Raw genomic sequence first — 21,055 nt, forward strand, 5'->3', positions numbered from 1 at the left:
TTTGATGCGTTCCCACTGGTCATTCCGCAAAGCATAGCGGCGCGTCATTGTACCACTCCTGAAATTACTCAACTCGCCAAGAATTTATCTATTTTAAACTGGATTGACACCTATTTGATGACACGCCCTAGGGCAGATTAGCCATGATCAAATCAACGGTTATCTAAAAAATGATAAGTTGACCCCACGCTTACTGTGGGATAATGTCAAATACTTAATTGAAATAAATGAGCAAGCCGATCTAGTTTTTGATGACACAGTAATTGAGAAACTATACTCTATAAAAATCGAGATAATTAAACGACAATATAGTGGTAATTTCCAGGGTATAATCGAGGCGCGACCCAAGGGCAGTTTACCTGCCCATTGGAATGCGCGCCTCCAAGTAATTTGATTAATAAATTGCCTATAGGTCAATCACGAAACCCAAAAGTTTTGGGTAGTATACTATCGGATTTATGACCCATAACGGTGAAGTTACCGTAAGAATAGGGTCGCCTTAATCAATGGAGGCGCGCTTTCCTATGGCGAATTAAATTACGGGGTCGCGCCTCAAGTTTTAACCCTTCTATGCATAGCTTGTCAACCATAAAGGCGACCCTATTCTAAGGTTTCGTCTCTAGGATGGTAAGACAAAAATAGAACAGGTTTTGGATAGGCTCCAAAACCTTGTCTATTCTAAGGAGTTGCCATTTAGAACTGTATTGATGGACAGTTGGTATGCCAAAAATAAATTAATGTTATATATCGATGGTTTGGGATAATATTATTATTGTCCTCTCAAACGGAATCGACTTGTGGATGAGACTGGCAATCAAAAAGATTATCAAAGAATTGAATCATTAGTTTGGGATGAAAAAGAGTTAAAATCCGGTAAATTAGTAAAAATTAACAAATTTACCTGCTCCAAAAAAGTGAAACTTTGACCGGTAAGTGTCTCCACCGACAAAACGGATTTTATCGCTGTCTTGATGCAGTCGCTCATGGTTTGAATTTACCGTAAGATAGGGTTGCCTTGTCTTGATGCAATAGCGAGTGGGGGAAACCACGGCAGTCGCTCATGGGGGAGACCCCCAAGACCGCGCTGCCTCCCCAAGACCGCGCTGCATCGCTATTAAAAAATATTTAACCCTTTTCTGCATAACCTGCTAACTATAAAGGCGACCCTATCTAAGGTTTTGTCTCCGGGGGAAACCACGGCAGTCGCTCATGGGGGAGACCCCCAAGACCGCGCTGCCTCCCCAAGACCGCGCTGCATCGCTACAAACGATTTATCTCAGAATTATGAGGCGCGACCCAAGGGCAGTTTACCTGCCCATTGGAATGCGCGCCTCCAGGGACGTTGTACAAAAAGAGTGTAAGGTTCGATGTCAGGTTGAGGAGTTTCATCTTAAATTAAAACAATTGACTGGTATTGAATCATGTCAAGGTCGCAAGGGTCGTATTCAAAGAAACCATATTGCTTGTGCTATTTTAGTTTGGCTCTTTCCTTAAAAATTTGGCTTATAAAAGTGGTCAAACAATTTATCAAATTAAGCATGGGCTCAAATCCAATTACTTAATTAACCAACTAAAACGTCCCGACATTACTATGTCTATAGTTTAGTTATTAGACTCTCGCCGTGGTCTAGCCCCCTGGTTGACTGACAAAACTCAACAAGCATAGTCAAAAGACCTTACTGTAAACTAAGCGCCGATACCTCTTCTGCTCGTCCTGTTTTCGGGAAGCCATCGCTGGTGATGGGTCGGGTTTCCCACTTAAAATTAGGGTTTCAAACAACTCCCAACCAAGAGTAGCGTGCAGTCAATACCCATGCCCAACCAATGCATGAGATAACTGTTACCGCGCGCACCAGTGAGGGTCTACAAAACGGCGTAATCCTCGGGCTACGACCTTAGTTCCTTGGGCAGTGAGATAAAGAGTAGCGATCCCCAAGACGAAACACAATCGCGATCAGGCGCTTTGCATTCCGAATCTCACAGCTTTCCAACTCAAAACCATTGGACTTGTCATCAAGAAAGCTCTCTTCAATATCAAAGCGTAAGCCATATTCCCGAAATGTCAGCAAGGGTGGTCGGTTCGTCGCTGACGATGTACCAAAGTTCTCCGCTAATTCCATCATTTGCCAGACCCAGATTAACTGCACCATGCATATTCGGTTTTGTGAATCCAGACATTTTGGAGTAAAAGAGCTTCACCCCGTAGAACATGAAAATCTCGTACTTGAGACCAACCTAACCCATGTCGCCAGAGCCAGAAATCACAGACCAATGCGGATGCGATAATGCGTTCCCCAGTTCAGCCAAGGCATACAACATTCACCTGAGTATTGATGAATCCTCTGTCTGCTAGCAGTACAACTTGAACTCTATCTGGGATTAATCGCGACACTGTCAAGAGCTTTGTCATTATAGCTGCCTATCAAGACGCTGCATTAAGAATGCTCCAGTACTCGCGCTCGCCACTGGCACTGCTCTTCCTCGATATACCACAGCTACCCTAATCAGACAATATTGATTCCACAGCATGGAAGTATCCAAGCTTAGATACAATAGTTCATTTTCCCATCTATTCTTCGCTTCCTGAATCAGTGGGCTATATAACCGTTGTGGATTAATCCGGGGACCGAAGCAACCATCGACTGAATCGACGTTGCGTGACTGTCGCAAACACAGCACTTGAGTGGATGTACATAGTCCATTTTGTCAGATTTACGCTACCTGAGTGAATTAGTCCAACTACCATCCAGACGCCTTGTATGTAGATGCCTGATATCAGCCCATTGTTTGGATTGACCCAATAACGTAACTTCGGCATTATAGAGACGGGAGGTGTTTTCGCTTGTCATCCTGTCTGAGTTTAGTCACCCAGTCAGAATATGGCATTTGTAGCCAATTTGAGAAGGTAACACCTTCCATCACTGGGAAAGGATGAGTCTTCCGTTGGGTAGCGCGCCGCTACACCGATTGCTGCACCGTACGCGCTATGTGAACTTTTGTCAGTCAACCAGGTCTAGCCCCACCATTAGTTGTGCCAGTTGCGTAAGTCCTATATTAAATTCGCTCAAGGTGCGCGCCTCCAAGGGCGAGTAAATCGCCCTTGGGTCGCACCTTCGGGTCGCACCGCCAGGAACGGGCAAGATGCCCATTCCACCTCACTCTTAAAATCATTCCATTATTAAGCAATGCCATCTAATTGGCACAACTGATCCCCAATCCGGGTGCAATACTCCGGTTTAATTCAGTCCCCAGAGGCTTGTAAAGACCTAGCATGCTAGGTCTTTACATTTGTGTAGCCGCAACAATCACCTCGTCAGGGCAAAGAGGAAATACCAGGCAGAGGTAGTATATAGCGCTACGGGCAAGGCCAGAGGAATCCCCCCTACCTTAATACTATCCATTAGGCAAAAGTAGTCGAAACAGTGATAGAGACGTTTGATGTAGGCAAGGATGGGGAGAGGAGTGGTGAGCGTAATTATTAACTGGAGTATAGACTAACAGGGGTTTCCCAAGACTGTGATCGCTAATCTTGAAGTGCGATCGCTAATCTTGAAGTGCGATCGCTAATCTTGAAGTGCGATCGCGCTTAATTCGGTGCAGCAAAGCTGGAGTGGACAGTGAGGCGGAGGTTGTGAGAGTATGAAAGGAAAAAGCCAATCAGGGGATGAAGAGGAACAAATGAAGGATTGGATAAGCCAGGAGATAAATCCGAAATTTTTCAGGACATACGCCACGCAAAAAGATTGAGAAAGACACTTCTGGTCTTAAGTGAGCATCCAGGAGAAACAGTACCAAAAGCGAGTGGAAATGCCAGCGAGAGTCAAAGTATCTACAGATTTTGGTCAAATAAGACAGTGAAAGGGACCGACTTATTGGCTTCACACAGGGAAGGCGTAGTGAGGAGGTGTGTCGGTCGCCGTGAGTAGTGCTGGCAATACAGGACACGACCGACTTGGAGTATAGGACACATCAAGCCACGAAGGGTTTGGGATATATCAATCAGACCAAGCAACTTCGAATCAAAGTTCATAGCTGTATAGCGGTGAGTGCGCGATTGAGAGCCATTGGGACTGCTACATCAGCAGAGTTGGACAAGAAAGCACAGGAGTGGAAAGAAAAAAGAACGCAAGAAAAAAGCGATTCAAGAAAAAGAAAGCTATCGATGGTTAGAGACTCTTACAGGAGCCGAGGAAGGACTAGCCGAAAAAGCGAAGCTCATACATGTTGCTGATCGCGAGGCCGATATCTTTGAGTTGTTCGCCCAAAAGCGCTCTGCCAAAGCGCGAATTACTGATTCTTCGAGAGCAGTATAACCCCAGGGTGAAAGAGGAGATGGGATATCTTTTGCCGACGATTGAACAAAGGCCAATCTTAGGTAAAATGACCATCAACTTAGAGCGTAATCCCAAACGTCCAGCTCGCCCGCGCACTATTACAAATCCGAGGGATGAGAGTCACTCTGGAAGTGCCTCAACATCACCCCAAACCCCACAATCTCCAGCCAGTGGAAATCAATGTACTACTCGTAGAAGAAACTGAGAAACCTGCTGATGGTAGTCCACCCATTCGTTGGTTATTGCTCACCACTCTACCCATTGACAACTTTACTCAAGCTTGGCAATGGGTGCAGTGGTATAGCTATCGGTGGCTGATCGAACCCTTTCACAAAACCGCTCAAAAGTGGCTGACGCGCGCGAAAAACTTCAACTTCAAACCCGAGAGCGTTTACTCAAAGCACTGGCTACTTATAATATTGTTGCTTGGCGATTAATGTGGTTAACTTATCAAGCTCGACTTAATCCCGATGCTTCTTGCCAAGTTGTTTTCTCTCCACCGGAATGGAAGCTCAAGCGACTTCAATTTCAATCCAAAAACCCCTCGAAAAAACCTCCTACTCTTGCGTTTTGCTCTGACGCGGGATTGCACGCTTGGGTGGATTTTTGGCTCGTACTGGAGATGGCGAACCTGGCTTGAAAACTCTCTGGCGAGGGCTTTCTACCTTCTACCATTTGCTTGAAGGTTCACAACTTGCTTCTACATCAAACGTCTCTATCACTGTTTCGACTACTTTTGCCTAATGGATAGACCTTAATAAGGGGGGCGGACAATAGGCAAAGGTGCGCTTTCCGGAGACGAAACCTTGAAGAGGGTCCCCTTATTACAAAAGTTTTAACCCTTTTACGTATAGCCAGTAACCCATAAAGGCGACCCTCTGAATACGGTAACTTCATTCCTGCATCTAATTATTAAATTAGCCACGAGTCGCACCTAAAAGTTGACTACAACAGCGTAGGTGCGCTTGACCTTGGCGAATTAAATTAGCCACGGGTCGCACCTTTTGCTGCTTGTATCAATGTCAAACACCTTAATGGGTAGTGCTATAACCGTCAACCCTCAACCCTCAACAACCGTGATGGTAAGAGCAAAGAAATCTCAAGCTCCCGATCATTATATAGTGGTTGGAAATTCCTTAGAGTAGACCCAGCCAAGTCAACAAACCTTGACCAGTGAGCAATTCCAGTAACAGGATACAAACTAAGGCAACCATCGCAAACCTGCCGTTGATTTGCTCAGCATAGGGAGTCCAACCAAAAGCTGGTTCAGGTTGGTTAAAAGACTCCTCAGATGATTCACTAGAATTGGGTGTTTCAGAACTCATGGCTGCTCAGATCCTTCAGACTCCAAATTTTTTACCGATTCAATTAGCGATCGCACTTGTGATGTCCCTGCTGATGGAGAAAAGCTCAAGGGAAACTTACCTCGAACTAGCATTCGTAATCCCAGTGGTCCTAGGCTCGCCAAACCTTGGATATCTCGAAATGAGTTACCAACCACCTGCAAGCCAAACTTACGCTCATCAATCCAACCTCCCTCTTTCACTAAATCAATTAGGACTTTGCGGTGGCGGATTGGACGACTATCTTGGTCATCAATACCTTCAAGAATATCCTGTTTAATCTTACCGATTTGATCCATAGGAGCCACACCCATCGGGCAAACGGCATTACACATCATACAGCGGGTACAACCCCAGACTCCTTTTGTTCCTTCGTTATATTTCTCCAAACGATTTTCCGTGGTATTATCACGGGAATCTACCACCAGACGCTGTGCTTTAGCCAAGGCATGAGGACCGACAAAATCTCGATTAACTTCTTTGGCATTACACTCAGAATAACAGGCACCACACATGATACAATTACCTGCCTGAGCCAAATGCGATCGCTCTTCAGGACTCTGTAAAAATTCCCGTTCGGGAATCTTCCTAGCAGCAGTGCTGACGTAGGGATCAACAGCTTCTAAGTTATCCCAGAAGCTGCTCATCTCAACGACTAAATCCTTGATTACTGGCATATTCCCCAGAGGTGCTATAGTAATCTCCGGAATTTTAGATTCATCTGGCAGCTGTTGGTTCCCCAATTCATTGCCCACATTTTCCTTACAGGCCAAAGCCGACCGACCATTAATTCGTATGCCACAGCTACCACAAATCGTGTTGCGACAATTTTTGCGAAAAGCTAAAGTACCATCTTGTTCCCACTTAATACGATTCAAGCATTCGAGAATCGTGTTTCCTTTCTCGACATCCAGCTTATAAGTCTGGAGTAGTGGGGCAGTGTTTTGAGTCTGTCGAATGATTTTGAAATCAACTTGCATAAAACTAAGCTCTTGAATATTCCAACATATACAAGGATAATCGGTAAGGTTAAGGGCTAGGGTCAACAGGACTCCTATTCCGGTGAGTAGTTCCTCTTGATAATTAGGCCATACTTGTTTGAGTAGTCCCTCCCGAAGCAATACCGCTCGCTAGTTGACTTCTGGTGTAAGAGTGCTTTCCTTTTGGTATGTTTCCTGGATTATTTCCATAGTTATCATGTTACTGCCCCTAAAGGCTTAGGCAGGGATTGTCTGATCTGTTATTATTGAAATACGTAAAGATTTAAACAAATGATCCAAAATATCTTGTCAACTGAGATAGATTTAACGATATATTTTTAATAGAGCCAAAGTTTGGCGATTAATGATCTTGACCACTCTGAAGTTTAAAGGATATCTCGTGAGATTATGCCAGAGATTTCAAGTACTCCCCTAACTGGTAAAGCATTACTTCAAAAAGTAAAAGAGCTATCACACTTGCCTCGCCGAGAGACAGCCAAGCGTTGCGGCTATTACACTATAACTAAAACAGACCAGACCCGCGTTAATTTAACAGATTTTTATGATGCGGTTTTAGGAGCCAAGGGTGTTCCCCTGGATCCAGAAGGCACAAAAGATGGTCGGGGGCGTGAACCGACTTATCGTGTGAGTGTCCATAAGAATGGTCAAATTGTTATTGGTTCAACCTACACTCATGCCATGGGATTAGAGCCTGGTGATGAATTTGAAATTAAACTAGGCTACAAACATATCCATCTCAAGCAGGTGGATAACGATTTTGAATCTGAAGAGGTATCTACTCAAAAAGCAAAGAAAGCCACCTCTTAGTGCGTGTTCCCTAGCGCTCTCTTGGTGCGCGTTACCTAGCGCTTTGAAAAAGTGCGGGGTGGCACCGCTTTGAAAAAGCTCGGGGTGGCACCGCTTTGAAGTAATCCTTCTTACAGAAAATCCTGCGAGTTTGAAACCCCCGTCTCTCAGCGAGCGGGGATGAAAAACGACCATGTGGGGCTAGCGTTGCCTCGCCGTGAATATTTTTTGGGCACGTGAGCTTTTAAGAATCTGTTACCGACGTGATGGGTAAAGCCCCCGTGATTTATCCGGGGGATAAAACAGAAATTGACGAATAAATTCGTCAATGGATATTTTTTTATTCTGTTGTCGGTAATCCCTAAACTAGCGCTGTCCTATATAATAGGAAGTGAGACAACCAACTTGCCTGAATATAAATAGACAACGTAAAAACCTGTTCAAAGTAATGATACGTGCACCTCGGTTTCGTCTAAGGATCTGGAAGTCTATGAAACGAATAAGGTAGATATTGTATTAAAGTTGATTGTCTCCCATTCTAAAAAGGTAGGGTGGGGCACACCACAACCTGGATCTTAAATCCAAACCCTGGGTTTGAAGTTACCGTTAGAGAGGGTCGCCTTATTAAAAAAGATTTAACCCTTTTCTGCATAACCTGCCGACGATAAAGGCGACCCTCTCTAAGGTTTCGTCTCCGGGGAGATTTGGCCTCTACTGTGCTTGGTTAAAACCAATCATAGCAAGCCGAATCGTTGAGCCAAGAATCCCCATCTATTAGCGAGCGGGGAGTCTCAAAATAATTGAATCGGTACCATAAGGCACAAGCAAACCGCAGGTAAAAAACCTGAAAAAGCTTGGGCTAAGCTCACTATGAGGGAAAAAGGACAGACCCACATCTACTTGGAAAATGTCAATTTTTTAAGCAAGTGGACTGGTTGATCTGCTGAAAAGCTGATCACCTTGAAGAATCATATGTCTACCCTTCGATAGTGGAGGATGCCCCATAAGAAGACAGTAGAAACAAAAATCTTCTTTCTACTACCTGAGGAGTCGGTAAAGCAGGCTATTACTAACCAGCCCGATGTGCTCTGTCCTTAGGGAACTTGGCATAGGAAAAAAGCAGCCGCTTATGATAGTGTAGTTGAGACCTTATAGTAATTTGATAGTAATTTGCCAATCTCGCCAATGGCTATTCTTGATCAGGCAACTAATGGGTCGTTTGTGTCATTAATGACGTCAACTACTCTTTTGAAGGTAGGAACTTTTTTCCTAGCTTGGGCAGTTTTTTGGCTTCCCCTAGCTTTCCCTATAGCTATGGTTTTAAAGTGGCGTCCAAATCAGCCTTTAGCACCAGACCAAAAGTTACCACTACTGGCAGCACTTTACCTGATTGCTCCCCTAATTTTATGGGGAGCTTCTCAACTAGAGGGGGTGCCTTTCTCCGATTACGGATTGGATTGGAAATTAAGCGTTTTAGGGTCTCTAGGATTGGGACTAGGAGTAGGTATTCTCAGCTTAATCATAGTATTTACTGGGCAATTATTACTAGGCTGGGTGAGGTGGAATTATGAAAATTGGCAGCGTTTGGGACCGATATTACTGCCAGTGATGTTATTAGGGCTGTGGATTGGGCTTACAGAAGAGTTAGTCTTTCGTGGCTTCTTAGTGAATCAACTACAGCAGGATTATTCTATCTGGGTAGGAGCAGCCATCTCTAGTGGGATTTTTGCCCTGTTACACCTAGTTTGGGAACAAAAAGATACTATCCCTCAGTTACCAGGATTATGGCTAATGGGAATGGTATTAGTCCTAGCCCGTTGGGTGGATGGAGGCAGTCTGGGTTTAGCATGGGGACTACATGCTGGTTGGATTTGGGGTTTAACTTGTTTGGACTCAGCTGAGTTAATTGCTTACACAGGCATTGGACCAATTTGGATAACGGGTTTGGGAGGAAAACCGTTAGCTGGGATAGTGGGTCTTCTTTGTTTATTGGAAGTTGGGGCTTTATTATTACTGATGTTGCCAGATCAGCTGGTCAACATTTGATCAACATAATAGACTTCGCGGCAGTTGTCGGGAGGGAACAGCGGATCACCGAAACAGTGGACAATAATTGAGGCAAACACTATCAGAAAACTACTTTTGAGGTCTAATCAATATTTAACCTGTTTTAAATTGGCTTTAAGCCTGTCAACAGACTCCTATATATAGCACTACCCATTCAGATTAGGACATTCCTAAACTCCGAAACGTAAGTAATCGCTTACTTTTAGGTGCGACCCGTGGCGAATTTAATTCGCCTACGGAAAGCGCACCTTTGACTTCTGACTTCTAACTTCTCACGCTAAGCGTAGCGCTATAACACTACCCATTAAGGTTAGGACATTGATAAAAGCTGAAAAAGGTGCGACCCGTGGCGAATTAAATTCGCCACGGGTCGCACCTGTGGATTTACTTCATGTTTAATTTCGCGCCTTTCTTGTCGTGCGCGTTACCTTGGCGAGGGAACCTCGCCGGGGTGTTAATCAGAGAAATCGGTCAACCTTACATGGAAGAACCAACTCCCACATAGGCACCATAGAAGAAAAGACCAACCACTACGAGGACACCAGTACCAGCGATAGTGGCAACTATCCATAAAGGAATTCTTCCCCCTCCAGACACAGCTTATACCTCCAATTTTAAATCAAGTTTTTTTTAGATGCAGTTAACGATAGAAGGCTTAATAACTAGTCTTAATAACTAGTAATTTCCTTGAAAAGCCTCCCTAGTGGTAAGGGTTTTGTGCAACTCCTATCAGGAGTAAAGTAGTAAATTCCCGATTAACCGGAAATTACCAGGGAATTAACTAAGAGTCTTTTCCCGTCTACATCCTAGCCTTCTCTAAGATGGAGATTTAGGCGAATCTGTTAAATCAGTTAATTAAAGAAATAACTGGAAAACAGAATACCAAGCACAAAAATCAGTAATAGACCTAAGTAAAGAGACGTCCGATTGAGTTCAACCGGCTGTCTATTGGGATTGGAATTCCGCTCCATAATTGCTTCTCCTATCGTTGAATAAATTGCATGGCTGCGATCGCGCCTAAGAAAAAGACTGAAGGAACGGCTAGGGTATGAACCGCTAACCATCTAATCGTGAAAATCGGATACGAAACTGGTTGATTGGGATTACTGCTAGTCATGATTGTCTGCCTTTATCTAAAAAACCTTTAGGTGCGCTTGACCCATTAAGAATTAAATTCGCTCAAAGTGCGCTTTCCCATGGGCGAGTAAATCGCCCTTGGGTCGCACTTTCGGGTCACACCTATGGAGCAAATTGTTCAACTTGCTGTTTAGCATTGTAGCGGTCGGAAACGATTGGTAGTTCCATCCGCTCTTGAGTAAAGTATTCATTAGGACGGGGTGTGCCAAACACATCGTAAGCCAGACCAGTGCTAACAAAAAGCCAACCAGCGATAAATAGGGCTGGGATAGTAACACTGTGAATGACCCAGTAACGAACGCTGGTAATAATGTCACCAAACGGACGTTCTCCAGTTGTACCTGCCATCGTAGATTCCTCTTACCAACAACCGTTTAGAATTCCATAACTATAATAGTTCTAAGTGCCGTTTTTTTCTACATCTTCAATGTTGAAACATAAAACGAAACTGACTGGCATCGATCATAGGGATTTCAAAGCCCTAAGCTTCCTGGGTATGCGGCTCATACTTGAGTAAAATCCCTTTCTGACCAATTACAAACCCCTGTTCTGGTGTTACAAAGACGATTTTGTAAAAATTGGAGGGAACATCCTTAAGATCCCGGTCTTTTTGCCAAGTTTTTCCACCATCAAAGCTACAAAGCAAATTACCACTGCCACCTGCTAACCAAATTTCATTGGGTGTGCGATAGGCTAAGTCAAGTAATCCCAAGCTGTTGGAAACTTCCGGATACATCGGTTCTTGCCAATCTTCTAGGTCTTCAGCACTGCTAAATTGTACCTGACCACCCCGGGCAAGAATCCACAGACGACCATCGGGGGTAAACCCCATATTCTGAAGACGCTTGGAACTGTAACGATTATGCTGTAACCAAGCACTCTGACCTGGATCCCAAGTGGAGTAAAAGTTACCTCTAGCAGACACAGCCACGTATTTACCATCTTCAGAGCGGGAAATATTACGGGTGACTCCGACCGCCTGTGCTACCTGTGCTTTCCAGGTTTTCCCAGCATCCTTAGTCTGATAAATTGCGCCAACATCAGTGGTCATCTCTGCTGAGTTGGGTCCGAGAGCGAGCACTCTGTTGGGTGAACCTGGTAACTTTTCACTTAAGAGAATGCGAGACCAAGATTCCCCCCCATCAGTAGTATGGAGCATGATCGAAGGTTGACCAACAATCCACCCCTCATCACCAGCAAAGCTTACAGAGGAGAAGCGATAATTTTCATCTCCGAGATCCAAGCCTTTCTGTTGCCATGTATTACCCCCATCCTTAGTCTCAAAAATTGTGGCATAGCTACCCACAATCCATCCATGACTAAGATCCCCCGTAAAGCCAAGGTCTTGCATGGTCGCTTCTGTAGGTAAGGAAATAACCGCCCAAGGATTGTAGCTTATGGATGAAGGAGATTTGCAGCTGACACAAATTAATGCCACCGCCAGTAATATTAAAATTTGTTTCAGCGTTTTCATCAAATATCTCATTATTTCCAGAACTTTTTGAGTATGGCAGCTTTCTCCGTAGGTTTTCAGAACCCAGCAAGGGCGATGGCTTCTAGATCTAAGCTTTGGTGATGCCAGCAGTTGCTCACGTTCAATAAACTTGCCAACTGCCCTGATTTCAGTTCAAACCGTAAAGGCTCAGAAAAAATAAAAAGCCTAATCCTAAAGCGCTAAAAATTAAAAGGTTTTTTTGTGCTGGTGTCATGCGGTTAACACCTAAGCCATAGGTAAGATTCTCCTGAAATCCAGACGGGGCATTAACAGCACCAATATTAATAAACTGAATTTTCGGAGCGCTGCACACTGGACAGCGCCAATCATCTGGCAAATCCTTATATAATGTCCCTCCTGGAACATTGCGATTGCTATCTCCCTTAGTCGGATCGTAAACATAGCCACAAGCACGGCATTCATAGCTGCTGGGTGCTTGTTCAGCTAGGGTTTGCTCTGGGGCTCGTTCAGTCATTGCTCTGTAAGCTTAAGCAGCAAATCTTAATAACTATGTTAAAAAATATTATCACACACTAAGGGTCAGATTTTCTTAACTTTTGATTTAAGCTCAGGAGTTTCTCCCCAATGCCTGACCGGATTTTTGATCAACCCTTGAAATGGTAGGGTCTTCTAGGCAAAGCGATTACCCTCAACTACGAACAACCTTGAAGTCTATGGTAGTCATTGGCTTTTGAGAACCAACCACTGATCCCTGAGGACCGTTCAAAAGGGCAGAGCACCTATAATAAAGTTTGTAAAGAAGTACTAACGCCAGTTTTTACCTGGCACTGACCAATTGTGTTTGTTCTTAGCGGTTACGAGTATCTCTTAGGCTTCATACTAGCTTGCAGCTTAGTGCCCCTACTAGCCCTGTCGGCTTCCAAGCTTTTGCGACCTAGCCATCGGGAGCCAGAGCGACGCACCACCTATGAATCTGGTATGGAACCAGTGGGGGGTGCTTGGATTCAGTTCAACATTCGTTACTATATGTTCGCCCTGGTGTTCGTGATTTTCGATGTTGAAACTGTATTCCTCTATCCCTGGGCTGTCGCCTTCAATCGCCTGGGATTACTGGCATTTGTGGAAGCCCTAATTTTTATTGCAATTCTTGTGCTTGCTCTGGTTTATGCTTGGCGCAAAGGAGCCTTGGAATGGTCATGAAATCTAATCTTACAAAGGATAGTGCTGCTATAGAACAGCAGCAAACAAACAAAATTCTTAACCCGATTGAGCGAACCCAAGTCACTCAAGACCTATCGGAAAATGTAATTTTGACTACAGTAGACGACCTTTACAACTGGGCGCGGCTTTCCAGCCTCTGGCCGATGTTGTATGGTACGGCTTGCTGCTTCATTGAATTTGCAGCAATGATTGGGTCGCGGTTTGACTTTGACCGTTTTGGTTTGGTTCCTCGTTCTAGCCCCAGGCAAGCGGATTTAATTATCACAGCGGGTACCATAACTATGAAAATGGGACCAGCACTGGTTCGTCTGTATGAGCAGATGCCAGAGCCGAAGTACGTGATTGCCATGGGAGCTTGTACTATCACTGGCGGCATGTTTAGCGTTGATTCTCCAACAGCAGTCCGTGGTGTGGATAAATTGATTCCAGTGGATGTCTATATACCTGGATGCCCCCCTCGTCCAGAAGCAATCATGGATGCTATTGTCAAGCTTCGCAAAAAGGTGGCTAACGAGTCGATTCAGGAGCGTGGTCAGCTCAAGCAAACCCACCGTTACTACAGCACCACTCACAACATGAAAGTGGTACCAGAGATTTTGACGGGTAAGTACCTGCAATCAGAGGAGCGCTATACTGCACCCAAACAGTTGACCGAGGAGATGGGAATAGCAGTACCACCAGCACTCAAATCCTATCAAAAGCAGGAGGTAAAGCGTGGCTGAAGAGTCAAAACCAGTAGAGCAAACCACACAATCCTCTGAGATAGTTGAAGCGGGAAAAGTCTCCGGATGGCTCAAGGAAAACGGTTTTGACCATGAGTTCATGGAGCTGGATCACCTAGGCGTTGAGGTACTCAAAGTTCAACCAGATGTCTGGCTTCCCATTGCTACTGCTCTGTACGCCTATGGGTTTAACTACCTCCAATGTCAAGGAGGCTATGATTTTGGTCCTGGGGCAGACTTGGTGAGCTTTTACCACTTGATTAAAGTGAGTGATAATACTGATCAGCCTGAGGAAGTGCGTGTAAAAGTATTCCTACCGCGAGATAATCCTAAGGTTCCCTCGGTGTACTGGATTTGGAAAGCTGCTGATTGGCAGGAGCGGGAAACCTACGATATGTTCGGTATAGTTTTTGAAGGACACCCTAACCTGAAGCGGATTTTGATGCCAGAAGATTGGGTGGGTTGGCCTTTGCGGAAGGATTACATATCACCGGACTTCTACGAATTACAGGATGCTTATTGATTAGCTATGGGTTTGTGATCGTTTCCCTGATGCGATCGCAAACTCAACATCGCACTTTCCTCACTCCCTAAGAGGGCTGATGGGTTATAGTCAAATCAACTTACTTAGGATTCTCGATGACCTGATCAGCTTTTAGCTTCCAGGAAAAGAAGCCCCAAATCTGCAAGCTTGATCGACCACCCATGGCCTACGGCCAAGTGTGAGTGTGGGCTAAATTTTGCACAAAGTCTTTCACAAAAAACCGGCACGATGCCTTATATTATAAGGACTGACAAGCAAGGTCTAAAATGCTGCTTGTTGGTGAAATGCTTCACGTATTTGGATGCATCAGTTACCTCAAATCTTTGTCGTTGATCGTAACTTTGCTCTAAATCTCTATCCTTCTGATTACTTTTAAAATATAGCTTAGGCACAAAGATGGTGCCAGTTTCGAATAGATAAACAAAGAGCGCATTTTCCGCAATGAAATAGCCCTGGTTAGATATACTTATGCCTTGGTTAAATGAACTAGGTTTTTATTTTTGTCTGATCAGGTGCAAGAGCTGAGTATACTTAGATATTGCACCAAGTTAAAAATTTACCTGTCAAACTAGGGAACAGGGAACGGTGAACAGGGAAAAGTGATAAGATTTGACTATTTAAGTACTGAAATTGATTGTTATCACTGCCGTTATTAAGTTTTTTGTAGTTGTGCAATATTTCATTATATAGTGTTTTTGTAATTCAATAAACACTATATGTGGAAAATCCCTTGTCAACAAGCACAATAAGCCATGGTTAATTAAGAAATCTTACCGATTACCTAACAAGATACAAGATTTGTTTACTCTAAATTGCTGTCCGCGTCAGGAGAATAGTATATTAATTCAGTTGAATTAATATAATGTACTGCTTGGATTTAAGAGATGGTTTATACATCAGACCAACCGCAACAAAGCTTAAGTACTCAAACAGCGCGTAATTTAGCGACGACGACTAAAACAGCGCCCCAAATGCGGGGGAAGACCCCACGTTTACTCCTCAAGCTTCTACCTTGGGTTGAGGTTTCAGGTGGTACTTACCGGGTGAACCGCCGAGATGTCAGAGTTACACAAGAGATGGCCACGAACGACGATGGGGAAAAGAACATTGAAATATTAAGTGGCCACGAAGGCGAAGCCAGCCTCACCCAAACCTTTGTTGACTACGACGATGAACCTCGGGAGTATCCTTTGAGTATTGCCCAGACAATCTTGAAGGTTCATACCCGAGTCGGTGATCTCTACAGCAATGCCACGGATCAGGTGCGAGAGCAGTTGCGCCTCACCGTTGAAGGATTGATGGAACGTAAGGAAAACGACATTATTAACCATGATGGTGATGGTGATCCCGACAAAGCCTATGGCTTACTCCATGCCGCAGATCCATCTATGCGCATCTCCACTCGTACTGGGCCACCCACACCGGATGACTTTGATGAACTATTGGCAAAGGTCTGGAAACAGCCAGCATTTTTCTTAGCTCACCCCCAAGCGATCGCTGCCTTTGGTCGAGAATGTACGCTCCGGGGTGTTCCTCCTGCAACCGTTCAACTATTTGGTTCACCCTATATCACCTGGCGAGGGGTTCCGGTAGTTCCCAGTAATAAGTTGAAGGTAAAGGAGGGCAAAACCAATATTCTGCTGATGCGAGTTGGCGAAGCCGCCCAAGGGGTGGTGGGTCTACAAAAAACTGGCGTGCCTGGAGAACAAGTGCCGGGCGTGTCTGTGCGCTTAATGGGGATCAGTGACCAGGCGATTGCCACTTACCTGCTTAGCATCTATTTTTCCGTAGCCTGCCTCGTGCCCGACGCCCTGGGCGTTCTGGAGAACGTAGATATTACGACATACCATAATTATGACTGAACAACAAGGTTTAAATCTTTCCCCATCGCCTCAGAACAGTCAACCCCTTGAAAGTTCTTTCGGAGGGGATCTATCCGATCCCCAAATGTTAGATCAAATATTGAATCAGCTCTTTGCCCAGCTACCCGAACCGCTAACCTCACCAGAGGCAATGGCTGGCATGATGCCAAAGATGTTGACTGGACAGGGTTTAAGTCAACCGGTAGCGGCTGCTCAATCCCAATCCAGCAGCCAGAGTCCCAAGCAACCGGAGGCTCAACCCCAGCAGACCACTAGTGGGCAAAGTCCAGAGCAATTGCTGTCTGATGCCCAACAGCAGCTGTCCAGCCTACAGGGTCTAGGCCAAATAATAGACCCAATCATGTCTGAGGCTCAACAACTTATGTCTGGTCTGGAGAGCCTAGACCTATTGGGAGCTGAAGCTCAACAGCAGCTGTCCAGCGGGTCAACCCCAGACCAGATGGCTGGAACTAGTCAGCCATCTCCTGATCTCCAGGGAAAAACACCCACATCTGCCCCATCAACGCCAGTGCCTCAGGGGGGTACCTCTGGCTCTGCCTTAATGCCTGAGATCTCCTCAGCACAAACCCCCAACTTGTCTGCGACTCAAACCAGTGAGGCAGCAACCAAAAGCACAACTGCACCCAGCACTGCTGCTACGGAAGCCAATCGGCCAGGGCGTCAAGTACCCAGTCAATCTCCAAGCAGTGGCAATGGCATGACAGGGATGGGGGATCTCAGCCTCAGCGAGTTCCTACCCGACTCAGCCGAATTACAGCGTCTGTTTGAGCAAGGCATGGCAGCCGTTCTGCCAACCGAACCTGCTCTTCCGGCTTCCCCTCAATCTGGCTCAGACCAGATGGGAGCAGCAAGATCTACCAGTACAGCATTGCAGAACCCTGAACAGGTAGGATCGGAGGTTGAACCAAAAGCTAAAACGGTGCTAAACCCTGAACAAGCTGGTGCAGTGGGCCAACAATCCTCTCCTGATATCGAGGGGAAAACACCGGCTTCTTCCCAACCTGCATCTTTATTTGAGGAAAGTTCCTCCGATTATTACTTTTTGCAGAATCTGTCTCCAACCATAACCTCTGCTGCCTCTACGCTACCTGCTGGTGACCCATCCGGTAGCAACATGGTGGCCCCGGAACAACTCGGAGGGGCAATAGAAACCCAGAGCCGTGAGCTACAAGGTCAAGGGGAAGGGGAAATCCGAAACCTCAAACAACTTGGGGGACAGAGCACCAGCGAGGCTCTACCTCAGGTTGAGATGCTACCCGGTGCCGAGTTCCTGAGCATTTTAGAGGAAGGGGCTGGTTACATTGCTCTGAGTGAAACAGATCTGCATCAGTCTCTAACCGAACCTCCAGCAGCGGTGCCTCTACCCCCTGGAAGCACACCTAAGTTTTACTTTTTGCCAGACTCAAAACCGGCGGAGTCAAGCTCATCCAAGCTTTCCACTGATCAGCAAACCTCGCAACTGCCCCAGGATAGCTTTGATGTGGAAGCGGTACGGCGAGACTTCCCAATTCTGCACCAGCAGGTTCATGGCAAGCCACTGATCTGGATGGATAATGCTGCTACCAGTCAAAAACCCCAGAGCGTGATCGATACTCTATCCCAGTTCTACGAGCAGGATAATTCCAATGTCCACCGAGGGGCTCATACCCTAGCGGCGCGCTCTACCAATGCCTACGAAGACGCTCGGGAGAAAATTCAACAGTTTCTGGGTGCAAGTTTAGCCAAGGAAATAGTCTTTGTACGGGGTACGACCGAAGGGATTAATTTGGTGGCGCAAACCTATGGTCGCAAGCATGTTAAAGCTGGGGATGAGATTGTGCTCACTACTTTAGAGCACCACTCTAACATTGTACCCTGGCAGATGCTAGCCCAAGAGAAAGGAGCCGTGTTAAAGGTTGCTCCTATTAGTGATCAAGGGGAAATCTTACTGGAGGAATATCAAAAACTGCTCAGCGATCGCACCCGTATCGTTGCCCTGAGTCATGTTTCCAATGTGTTGGGAACGGTGCTGCCCATCAAAACCATGGCAGCTATGGCTCATCACCATGGTGCTACGGTGGTGGTCGATGGGGCTCAATCGGTTCCCCATTTCCGAACCAATGTTCAACACCTGGGGGCTGACTTTTATGTTTTCTCCGGTCACAAGCTCTTTGGCCCCACTGGCATTGGTGCTCTCTATGGCAAGGCAGCTTTACTCAAAGAGATGCCCCCCTGGCAAGGCGGTGGCAATATGATTGAGTCTGTTTCCTTTGAAAAAACCACCTTTAACGACATTCCAGCTAAATTTGAAGCAGGTACCGGCAACCTGGCAGCAGCCGTAGGTTTAGGGGCAGCCATTGACTATCTCAATCAAATTGGTTTTGAAGCGGCGGCTAAACATGAAGAAGCATTGATGGCTTATGCTACAGCAGCAATGGCAGCCATTCCAGGATTGCGCCAGATTGGCACAGCAGCGGGTAAGGTCAGTACGCTGTCCTTTACCCTTAAGAATATTTCTTCAGAGGATATGGGGAAATTCTTGGATAGTGAAGGCATTGCCGTACGTGCTGGACATCATTGCGCCCAACCCACTCTGAAACGGTTTGGGTTGACTAGCACTGTGCGCCCCTCCTTAGCGTTTTACAACACCTTTGCAGAAGTAGATAAGCTGATTGCAGCAATTAAAAAGGCCAAACACCAGCTATCCTAAAACTCAATCTAAATATCATAATCAGGTTGACACTCCCCGTCCTATAAGGACGGGGATTCTTACTTCAACGAGCTGTCTTGCGTATAGCAGGTCGGAACCAGAAAAAGTAGAGGGCAATTCGACCTAAGCGTTTAAATAAAAGATTTAGGTTTCGGTGTGCCCCACCGTACCTTTTTTTATATAGATAGATACTTTTTTTATCTAATTTTTTTTCATAGACGTTGTCTTGATGCAATAGCGAGTGGGGGAAACCCCCAAGACCGTAATGGTGCGCTTTCCGTTGGCGAATTAAATTCGCCACGGGTCGCACCTCTGCATCGCTTAAGTCGTTAGACCAAATTACGCAATATGTATCTTATACATATTTTTTACGTTGTCTACTTATCATTAGATAGTATTTATCTATTCTTTGTTTTTTTGTTTATAATTTTATAATAACACGCAGTGATAAAACTGTCAAATTTTAACTTAAAAAGAAAGCCGTCCTATAAGGACGGGGCTTTAAACCCAAAATTTTTGGTAAACGCATCTTGTCAATAAACTGGGAGTATTTTTCAATAAACCAGGCTTTATTGCGTTTGTTGACAAGGGATTTTCTACATGATATAGTGTTTATTTAATTTTAAAAACACTATATATAGCAATCGTGCCAATTAGATGCGTTTACCCTTAGACCCTAATCGTTTAAGAGAACCGATTCTATGGTTTACACATCGGAGCGGCCACAACAGAGTGTAAGTGTTCGGGCCGCCAAGAAACTAGCCTGCACCATGAAATCCCCGCTGCAAATGCGGGCCATTTCACCACGCTGGTTGCTCCAGCTATTGCCTTGGGTTGAAGTGTCAGGGGGGACTTACCGTGTCAACCGACGGGATGTCAGGATTTTAGAGGGTTTTGCCGCAAACGATGACGGAGAAAAGAACATTGACATCTTAAGTTGTCACGAAGGGGAACCCACCCTCACCCAAACCTTTGTTGACTACGATGATAACCCGCCGGAATATCCCTTAAGGGTGGCTCAAACGATTGTGCGGGTGCATACCCGGGTCAGTGACCTATACAGCAATGCCAGAGATCAGTTGCAAGAGCAGTTGCGCTTGACTATTGAAGCGCTAAGGGAGCGCAAGGAATGGGAAATTGTCAATAACGATGGCAATGGTGATCCAGACCGAGCCTTTGGGTTACTCCACAAGGCGGATCCTTCCATGCGACTCTCAACACGCACAGGTCCCCCTACCCCGGATGATTTGGATGAACTCCTGGCTAAGGTGTGGAAACAACCTGCTTTTTTCTTGGCCCACCCTAAGGCGATCGCCGCCTTTGGTCGGGAATGCACTCGTCGTGGGGTTCCCCCAGCCACAGTGAACCTGTTTGGATCGCCCTTTATCACCTGGCGTGGAGTTCCCATTATTGCCAGTAATAAACTTGCTGTGGACGCCAAAGGCAAATCCAATATTCTGCTGATGCGCGTGGGTGAAGCGCAGCAAGGAGTGGTAGGGCTGCGTAAAACCGGCTTGATTGGCGAACATGAAGAGATTCCAGGTGTGTCCGTGCGGTTGATGGGCATTGACCAGAAGGCGATCGCCTCCTACCTCGTCACTCTTTACTTTTCCACCGCCGTACTGGTTCCCGATGCTTTGGGGGTACTAGAAAATGTAGATATTGGCCGCTATTATGATGAAGATCCAAATATTGACATCTCCCCCGGTTAAAACACGGAGGATTCTATGAGGATGTTACGCAGCAGCGGTTTTCCCGTACTGCTATCGGCTTTCGCCGACGCTTCGCGAACACTTCTCATTCGATATGATTTTTTAAGAGAATTAAAAACGTCATACCGATGCGGGAGTGTCAAAGCTCCCCTACCCACCT

General features: G+C 45.6%; 24 protein-coding genes and 2 pseudogenes. 15 read left to right on the top strand and 11 right to left on the bottom strand.

What is annotated here, in order from left to right; translation table 11 throughout:
• Positions 1–623 precede the first annotated feature (623 nt).
• Positions 624–923: pseudogene (locus F6K63_RS38145) on the top strand (IS701 family transposase); the annotation flags it as partial.
• 403 nt (positions 924–1,326) lie between these two features.
• Positions 1,327–1,606: pseudogene (locus tag F6K63_RS38150) on the top strand (IS701 family transposase); the annotation flags it as partial.
• A gap of 289 nt (positions 1,607–1,895) precedes the next feature.
• Here F6K63_RS38150 and F6K63_RS34145 read toward each other — a convergent pair.
• Together F6K63_RS34145 and F6K63_RS34150 are read right to left on the bottom strand one after the other, a co-directional pair.
• Positions 1,896–2,150: a hypothetical protein gene (locus F6K63_RS34145; RefSeq protein ID WP_287314589.1), complete on the bottom strand. Its 255-nt coding sequence runs from the start codon at positions 2,148–2,150 to the stop codon at positions 1,896–1,898.
• A gap of 259 nt (positions 2,151–2,409) precedes the next feature.
• Positions 2,410–2,670: a hypothetical protein gene (locus tag F6K63_RS34150; protein ID WP_287298616.1), complete on the bottom strand. Its 261-nt coding sequence runs from the start codon at positions 2,668–2,670 to the stop codon at positions 2,410–2,412.
• Between the two features lie 1,073 nt (positions 2,671–3,743).
• On the opposite strand from F6K63_RS34150, the gene F6K63_RS37515 reads away from it, so the two are divergent.
• The 5 genes from F6K63_RS37515 to F6K63_RS37520 all read left to right on the top strand — a co-directional run bounded on the left by F6K63_RS37515 (position 3,744) and on the right by F6K63_RS37520 (position 5,078).
• On the top strand, positions 3,744–3,926 hold the full coding sequence (locus F6K63_RS37515; RefSeq protein WP_161603132.1) for a transposase DNA-binding-containing protein: 183 nt from the start codon (positions 3,744–3,746) through the stop codon (positions 3,924–3,926).
• 138 nt (positions 3,927–4,064) lie between these two features.
• Entirely contained in the window at positions 4,065–4,313 is a 249-nt protein-coding gene (locus F6K63_RS34155; RefSeq protein WP_008180813.1) for a hypothetical protein, read from the top strand.
• A gap of 134 nt (positions 4,314–4,447) precedes the next feature.
• Complete coding sequence (locus tag F6K63_RS34160) at positions 4,448–4,771, top strand: hypothetical protein (RefSeq protein ID WP_287296002.1); 324 nt, start codon at positions 4,448–4,450, stop codon at positions 4,769–4,771.
• Positions 4,771–4,974, top strand: coding sequence for a hypothetical protein (locus F6K63_RS34165; protein ID WP_287296000.1), 204 nt, complete (start codon positions 4,771–4,773; stop codon positions 4,972–4,974). The genes F6K63_RS34160 and F6K63_RS34165 overlap by 1 nt, the downstream gene beginning before the upstream one ends.
• Complete coding sequence (locus F6K63_RS37520; RefSeq protein ID WP_353737160.1) at positions 4,971–5,078, top strand: hypothetical protein; 108 nt, start codon at positions 4,971–4,973, stop codon at positions 5,076–5,078. The genes F6K63_RS34165 and F6K63_RS37520 overlap by 4 nt, the downstream gene beginning before the upstream one ends.
• A gap of 392 nt (positions 5,079–5,470) precedes the next feature.
• Here the strand turns inward: F6K63_RS37520 and F6K63_RS34170 are convergent, their stop codons facing one another.
• Both F6K63_RS34170 and F6K63_RS34175 read right to left on the bottom strand, forming a co-directional pair.
• On the bottom strand, positions 5,471–5,659 hold the full coding sequence (locus F6K63_RS34170) for a CAB/ELIP/HLIP family chlorophyll-binding protein (RefSeq protein ID WP_008180807.1): 189 nt from the start codon (positions 5,657–5,659) through the stop codon (positions 5,471–5,473).
• Positions 5,656–6,657, bottom strand: a complete 1,002-nt coding sequence (locus F6K63_RS34175) for a succinate dehydrogenase/fumarate reductase iron-sulfur subunit (protein ID WP_044492440.1) — start codon at positions 6,655–6,657, stop codon at positions 5,656–5,658. The genes F6K63_RS34170 and F6K63_RS34175 overlap by 4 nt, the downstream gene beginning before the upstream one ends.
• A 408-nt stretch (positions 6,658–7,065) precedes the next feature.
• On the opposite strand from F6K63_RS34175, the gene F6K63_RS34180 reads away from it, so the two are divergent.
• Positions 7,066–7,485, top strand: coding sequence for an AbrB family transcriptional regulator (locus F6K63_RS34180; protein WP_008180804.1), 420 nt, complete (start codon positions 7,066–7,068; stop codon positions 7,483–7,485).
• 1,164 nt (positions 7,486–8,649) lie between these two features.
• On the top strand, positions 8,650–9,510 hold the full coding sequence (locus F6K63_RS34185; protein ID WP_008180802.1) for a CPBP family intramembrane glutamic endopeptidase: 861 nt from the start codon (positions 8,650–8,652) through the stop codon (positions 9,508–9,510).
• 498 nt (positions 9,511–10,008) lie between these two features.
• Here F6K63_RS34185 and F6K63_RS34190 read toward each other — a convergent pair whose 3' ends face one another.
• The 6 genes from F6K63_RS34190 to F6K63_RS34215 form a co-directional block, all read right to left on the bottom strand.
• Positions 10,009–10,128 (bottom strand): photosystem II reaction center protein J, encoded by a 120-nt coding sequence (locus F6K63_RS34190; protein WP_071986820.1) that lies wholly within the window; start codon positions 10,126–10,128, stop codon positions 10,009–10,011.
• Positions 10,129–10,382: 254 nt separating this feature from the next.
• On the bottom strand, positions 10,383–10,502 hold the full coding sequence (gene psbL, locus F6K63_RS34195) for a photosystem II reaction center protein PsbL (protein ID WP_071986819.1): 120 nt from the start codon (positions 10,500–10,502) through the stop codon (positions 10,383–10,385).
• Positions 10,503–10,513: 11 nt separating this feature from the next.
• Positions 10,514–10,648, bottom strand: a complete 135-nt coding sequence (gene psbF / locus F6K63_RS34200) for a cytochrome b559 subunit beta (protein ID WP_071986818.1) — start codon at positions 10,646–10,648, stop codon at positions 10,514–10,516.
• Between the two features lie 122 nt (positions 10,649–10,770).
• Positions 10,771–11,016, bottom strand: coding sequence for a cytochrome b559 subunit alpha (gene psbE, locus F6K63_RS34205; protein WP_008180799.1), 246 nt, complete (start codon positions 11,014–11,016; stop codon positions 10,771–10,773).
• Between the two features lie 133 nt (positions 11,017–11,149).
• Positions 11,150–12,154 carry a photosynthesis system II assembly factor Ycf48 gene (locus F6K63_RS34210; RefSeq protein ID WP_044492399.1) on the bottom strand — a complete coding sequence of 335 codons (1,005 nt, stop codon included), beginning with the start codon at positions 12,152–12,154 and terminating at the stop codon, positions 11,150–11,152.
• Positions 12,155–12,290: 136 nt separating this feature from the next.
• Positions 12,291–12,638, bottom strand: coding sequence for a rubredoxin (locus tag F6K63_RS34215; RefSeq protein WP_008180797.1), 348 nt, complete (start codon positions 12,636–12,638; stop codon positions 12,291–12,293).
• A gap of 323 nt (positions 12,639–12,961) precedes the next feature.
• Here F6K63_RS34215 and ndhC point away from each other — a divergent pair, with 323 nt between their 5' ends.
• From ndhC to F6K63_RS34240, 5 genes are all read left to right on the top strand, one after another.
• Complete coding sequence (gene ndhC / locus F6K63_RS34220; protein WP_008180796.1) at positions 12,962–13,324, top strand: photosynthetic/respiratory NAD(P)H-quinone oxidoreductase subunit C; 363 nt, start codon at positions 12,962–12,964, stop codon at positions 13,322–13,324.
• A complete protein-coding gene (gene ndhK, locus F6K63_RS34225; protein WP_008180795.1) occupies positions 13,321–14,067 on the top strand; it encodes a photosynthetic/respiratory NAD(P)H-quinone oxidoreductase subunit K in 747 nt (248 codons plus the stop codon). Before ndhC ends, ndhK begins: the two co-directional genes overlap by 4 nt.
• The gene (locus F6K63_RS34230; protein WP_008180794.1) at positions 14,060–14,590 is read left to right on the top strand and encodes an NAD(P)H-quinone oxidoreductase subunit J; all 531 of its coding nucleotides are present in this window, start codon (positions 14,060–14,062) and stop codon (positions 14,588–14,590) included. Before ndhK ends, F6K63_RS34230 begins: the two co-directional genes overlap by 8 nt.
• 905 nt (positions 14,591–15,495) lie before the next feature.
• Positions 15,496–16,473 carry a family 2A encapsulin nanocompartment shell protein gene (locus tag F6K63_RS34235; RefSeq protein WP_287314591.1) on the top strand — a complete coding sequence of 326 codons (978 nt, stop codon included), beginning with the start codon at positions 15,496–15,498 and terminating at the stop codon, positions 16,471–16,473.
• Positions 16,466–19,183 (top strand): SufS family cysteine desulfurase, encoded by a 2,718-nt coding sequence (locus tag F6K63_RS34240; protein WP_287314592.1) that lies wholly within the window; start codon positions 16,466–16,468, stop codon positions 19,181–19,183. Before F6K63_RS34235 ends, F6K63_RS34240 begins: the two co-directional genes overlap by 8 nt.
• Before the next feature lie 64 nt (positions 19,184–19,247).
• On the opposite strand, the gene F6K63_RS34245 is transcribed toward F6K63_RS34240, so the two are convergent.
• Complete coding sequence (locus F6K63_RS34245) at positions 19,248–19,484, bottom strand: hypothetical protein (protein WP_287314593.1); 237 nt, start codon at positions 19,482–19,484, stop codon at positions 19,248–19,250.
• Positions 19,485–19,884: 400 nt separating this feature from the next.
• On the opposite strand from F6K63_RS34245, the gene F6K63_RS34250 reads away from it, so the two are divergent.
• On the top strand, positions 19,885–20,895 hold the full coding sequence (locus F6K63_RS34250; protein WP_071103431.1) for a family 2B encapsulin nanocompartment shell protein: 1,011 nt from the start codon (positions 19,885–19,887) through the stop codon (positions 20,893–20,895).
• The last annotated feature ends 160 nt before the right edge of the window (positions 20,896–21,055 follow it).

It is taken from the genome of Moorena sp. SIO1G6, from assembly GCF_010672795.1.
Lineage (GTDB): Bacteria > Cyanobacteriota > Cyanobacteriia > Cyanobacteriales > Coleofasciculaceae > Moorena > Moorena producens.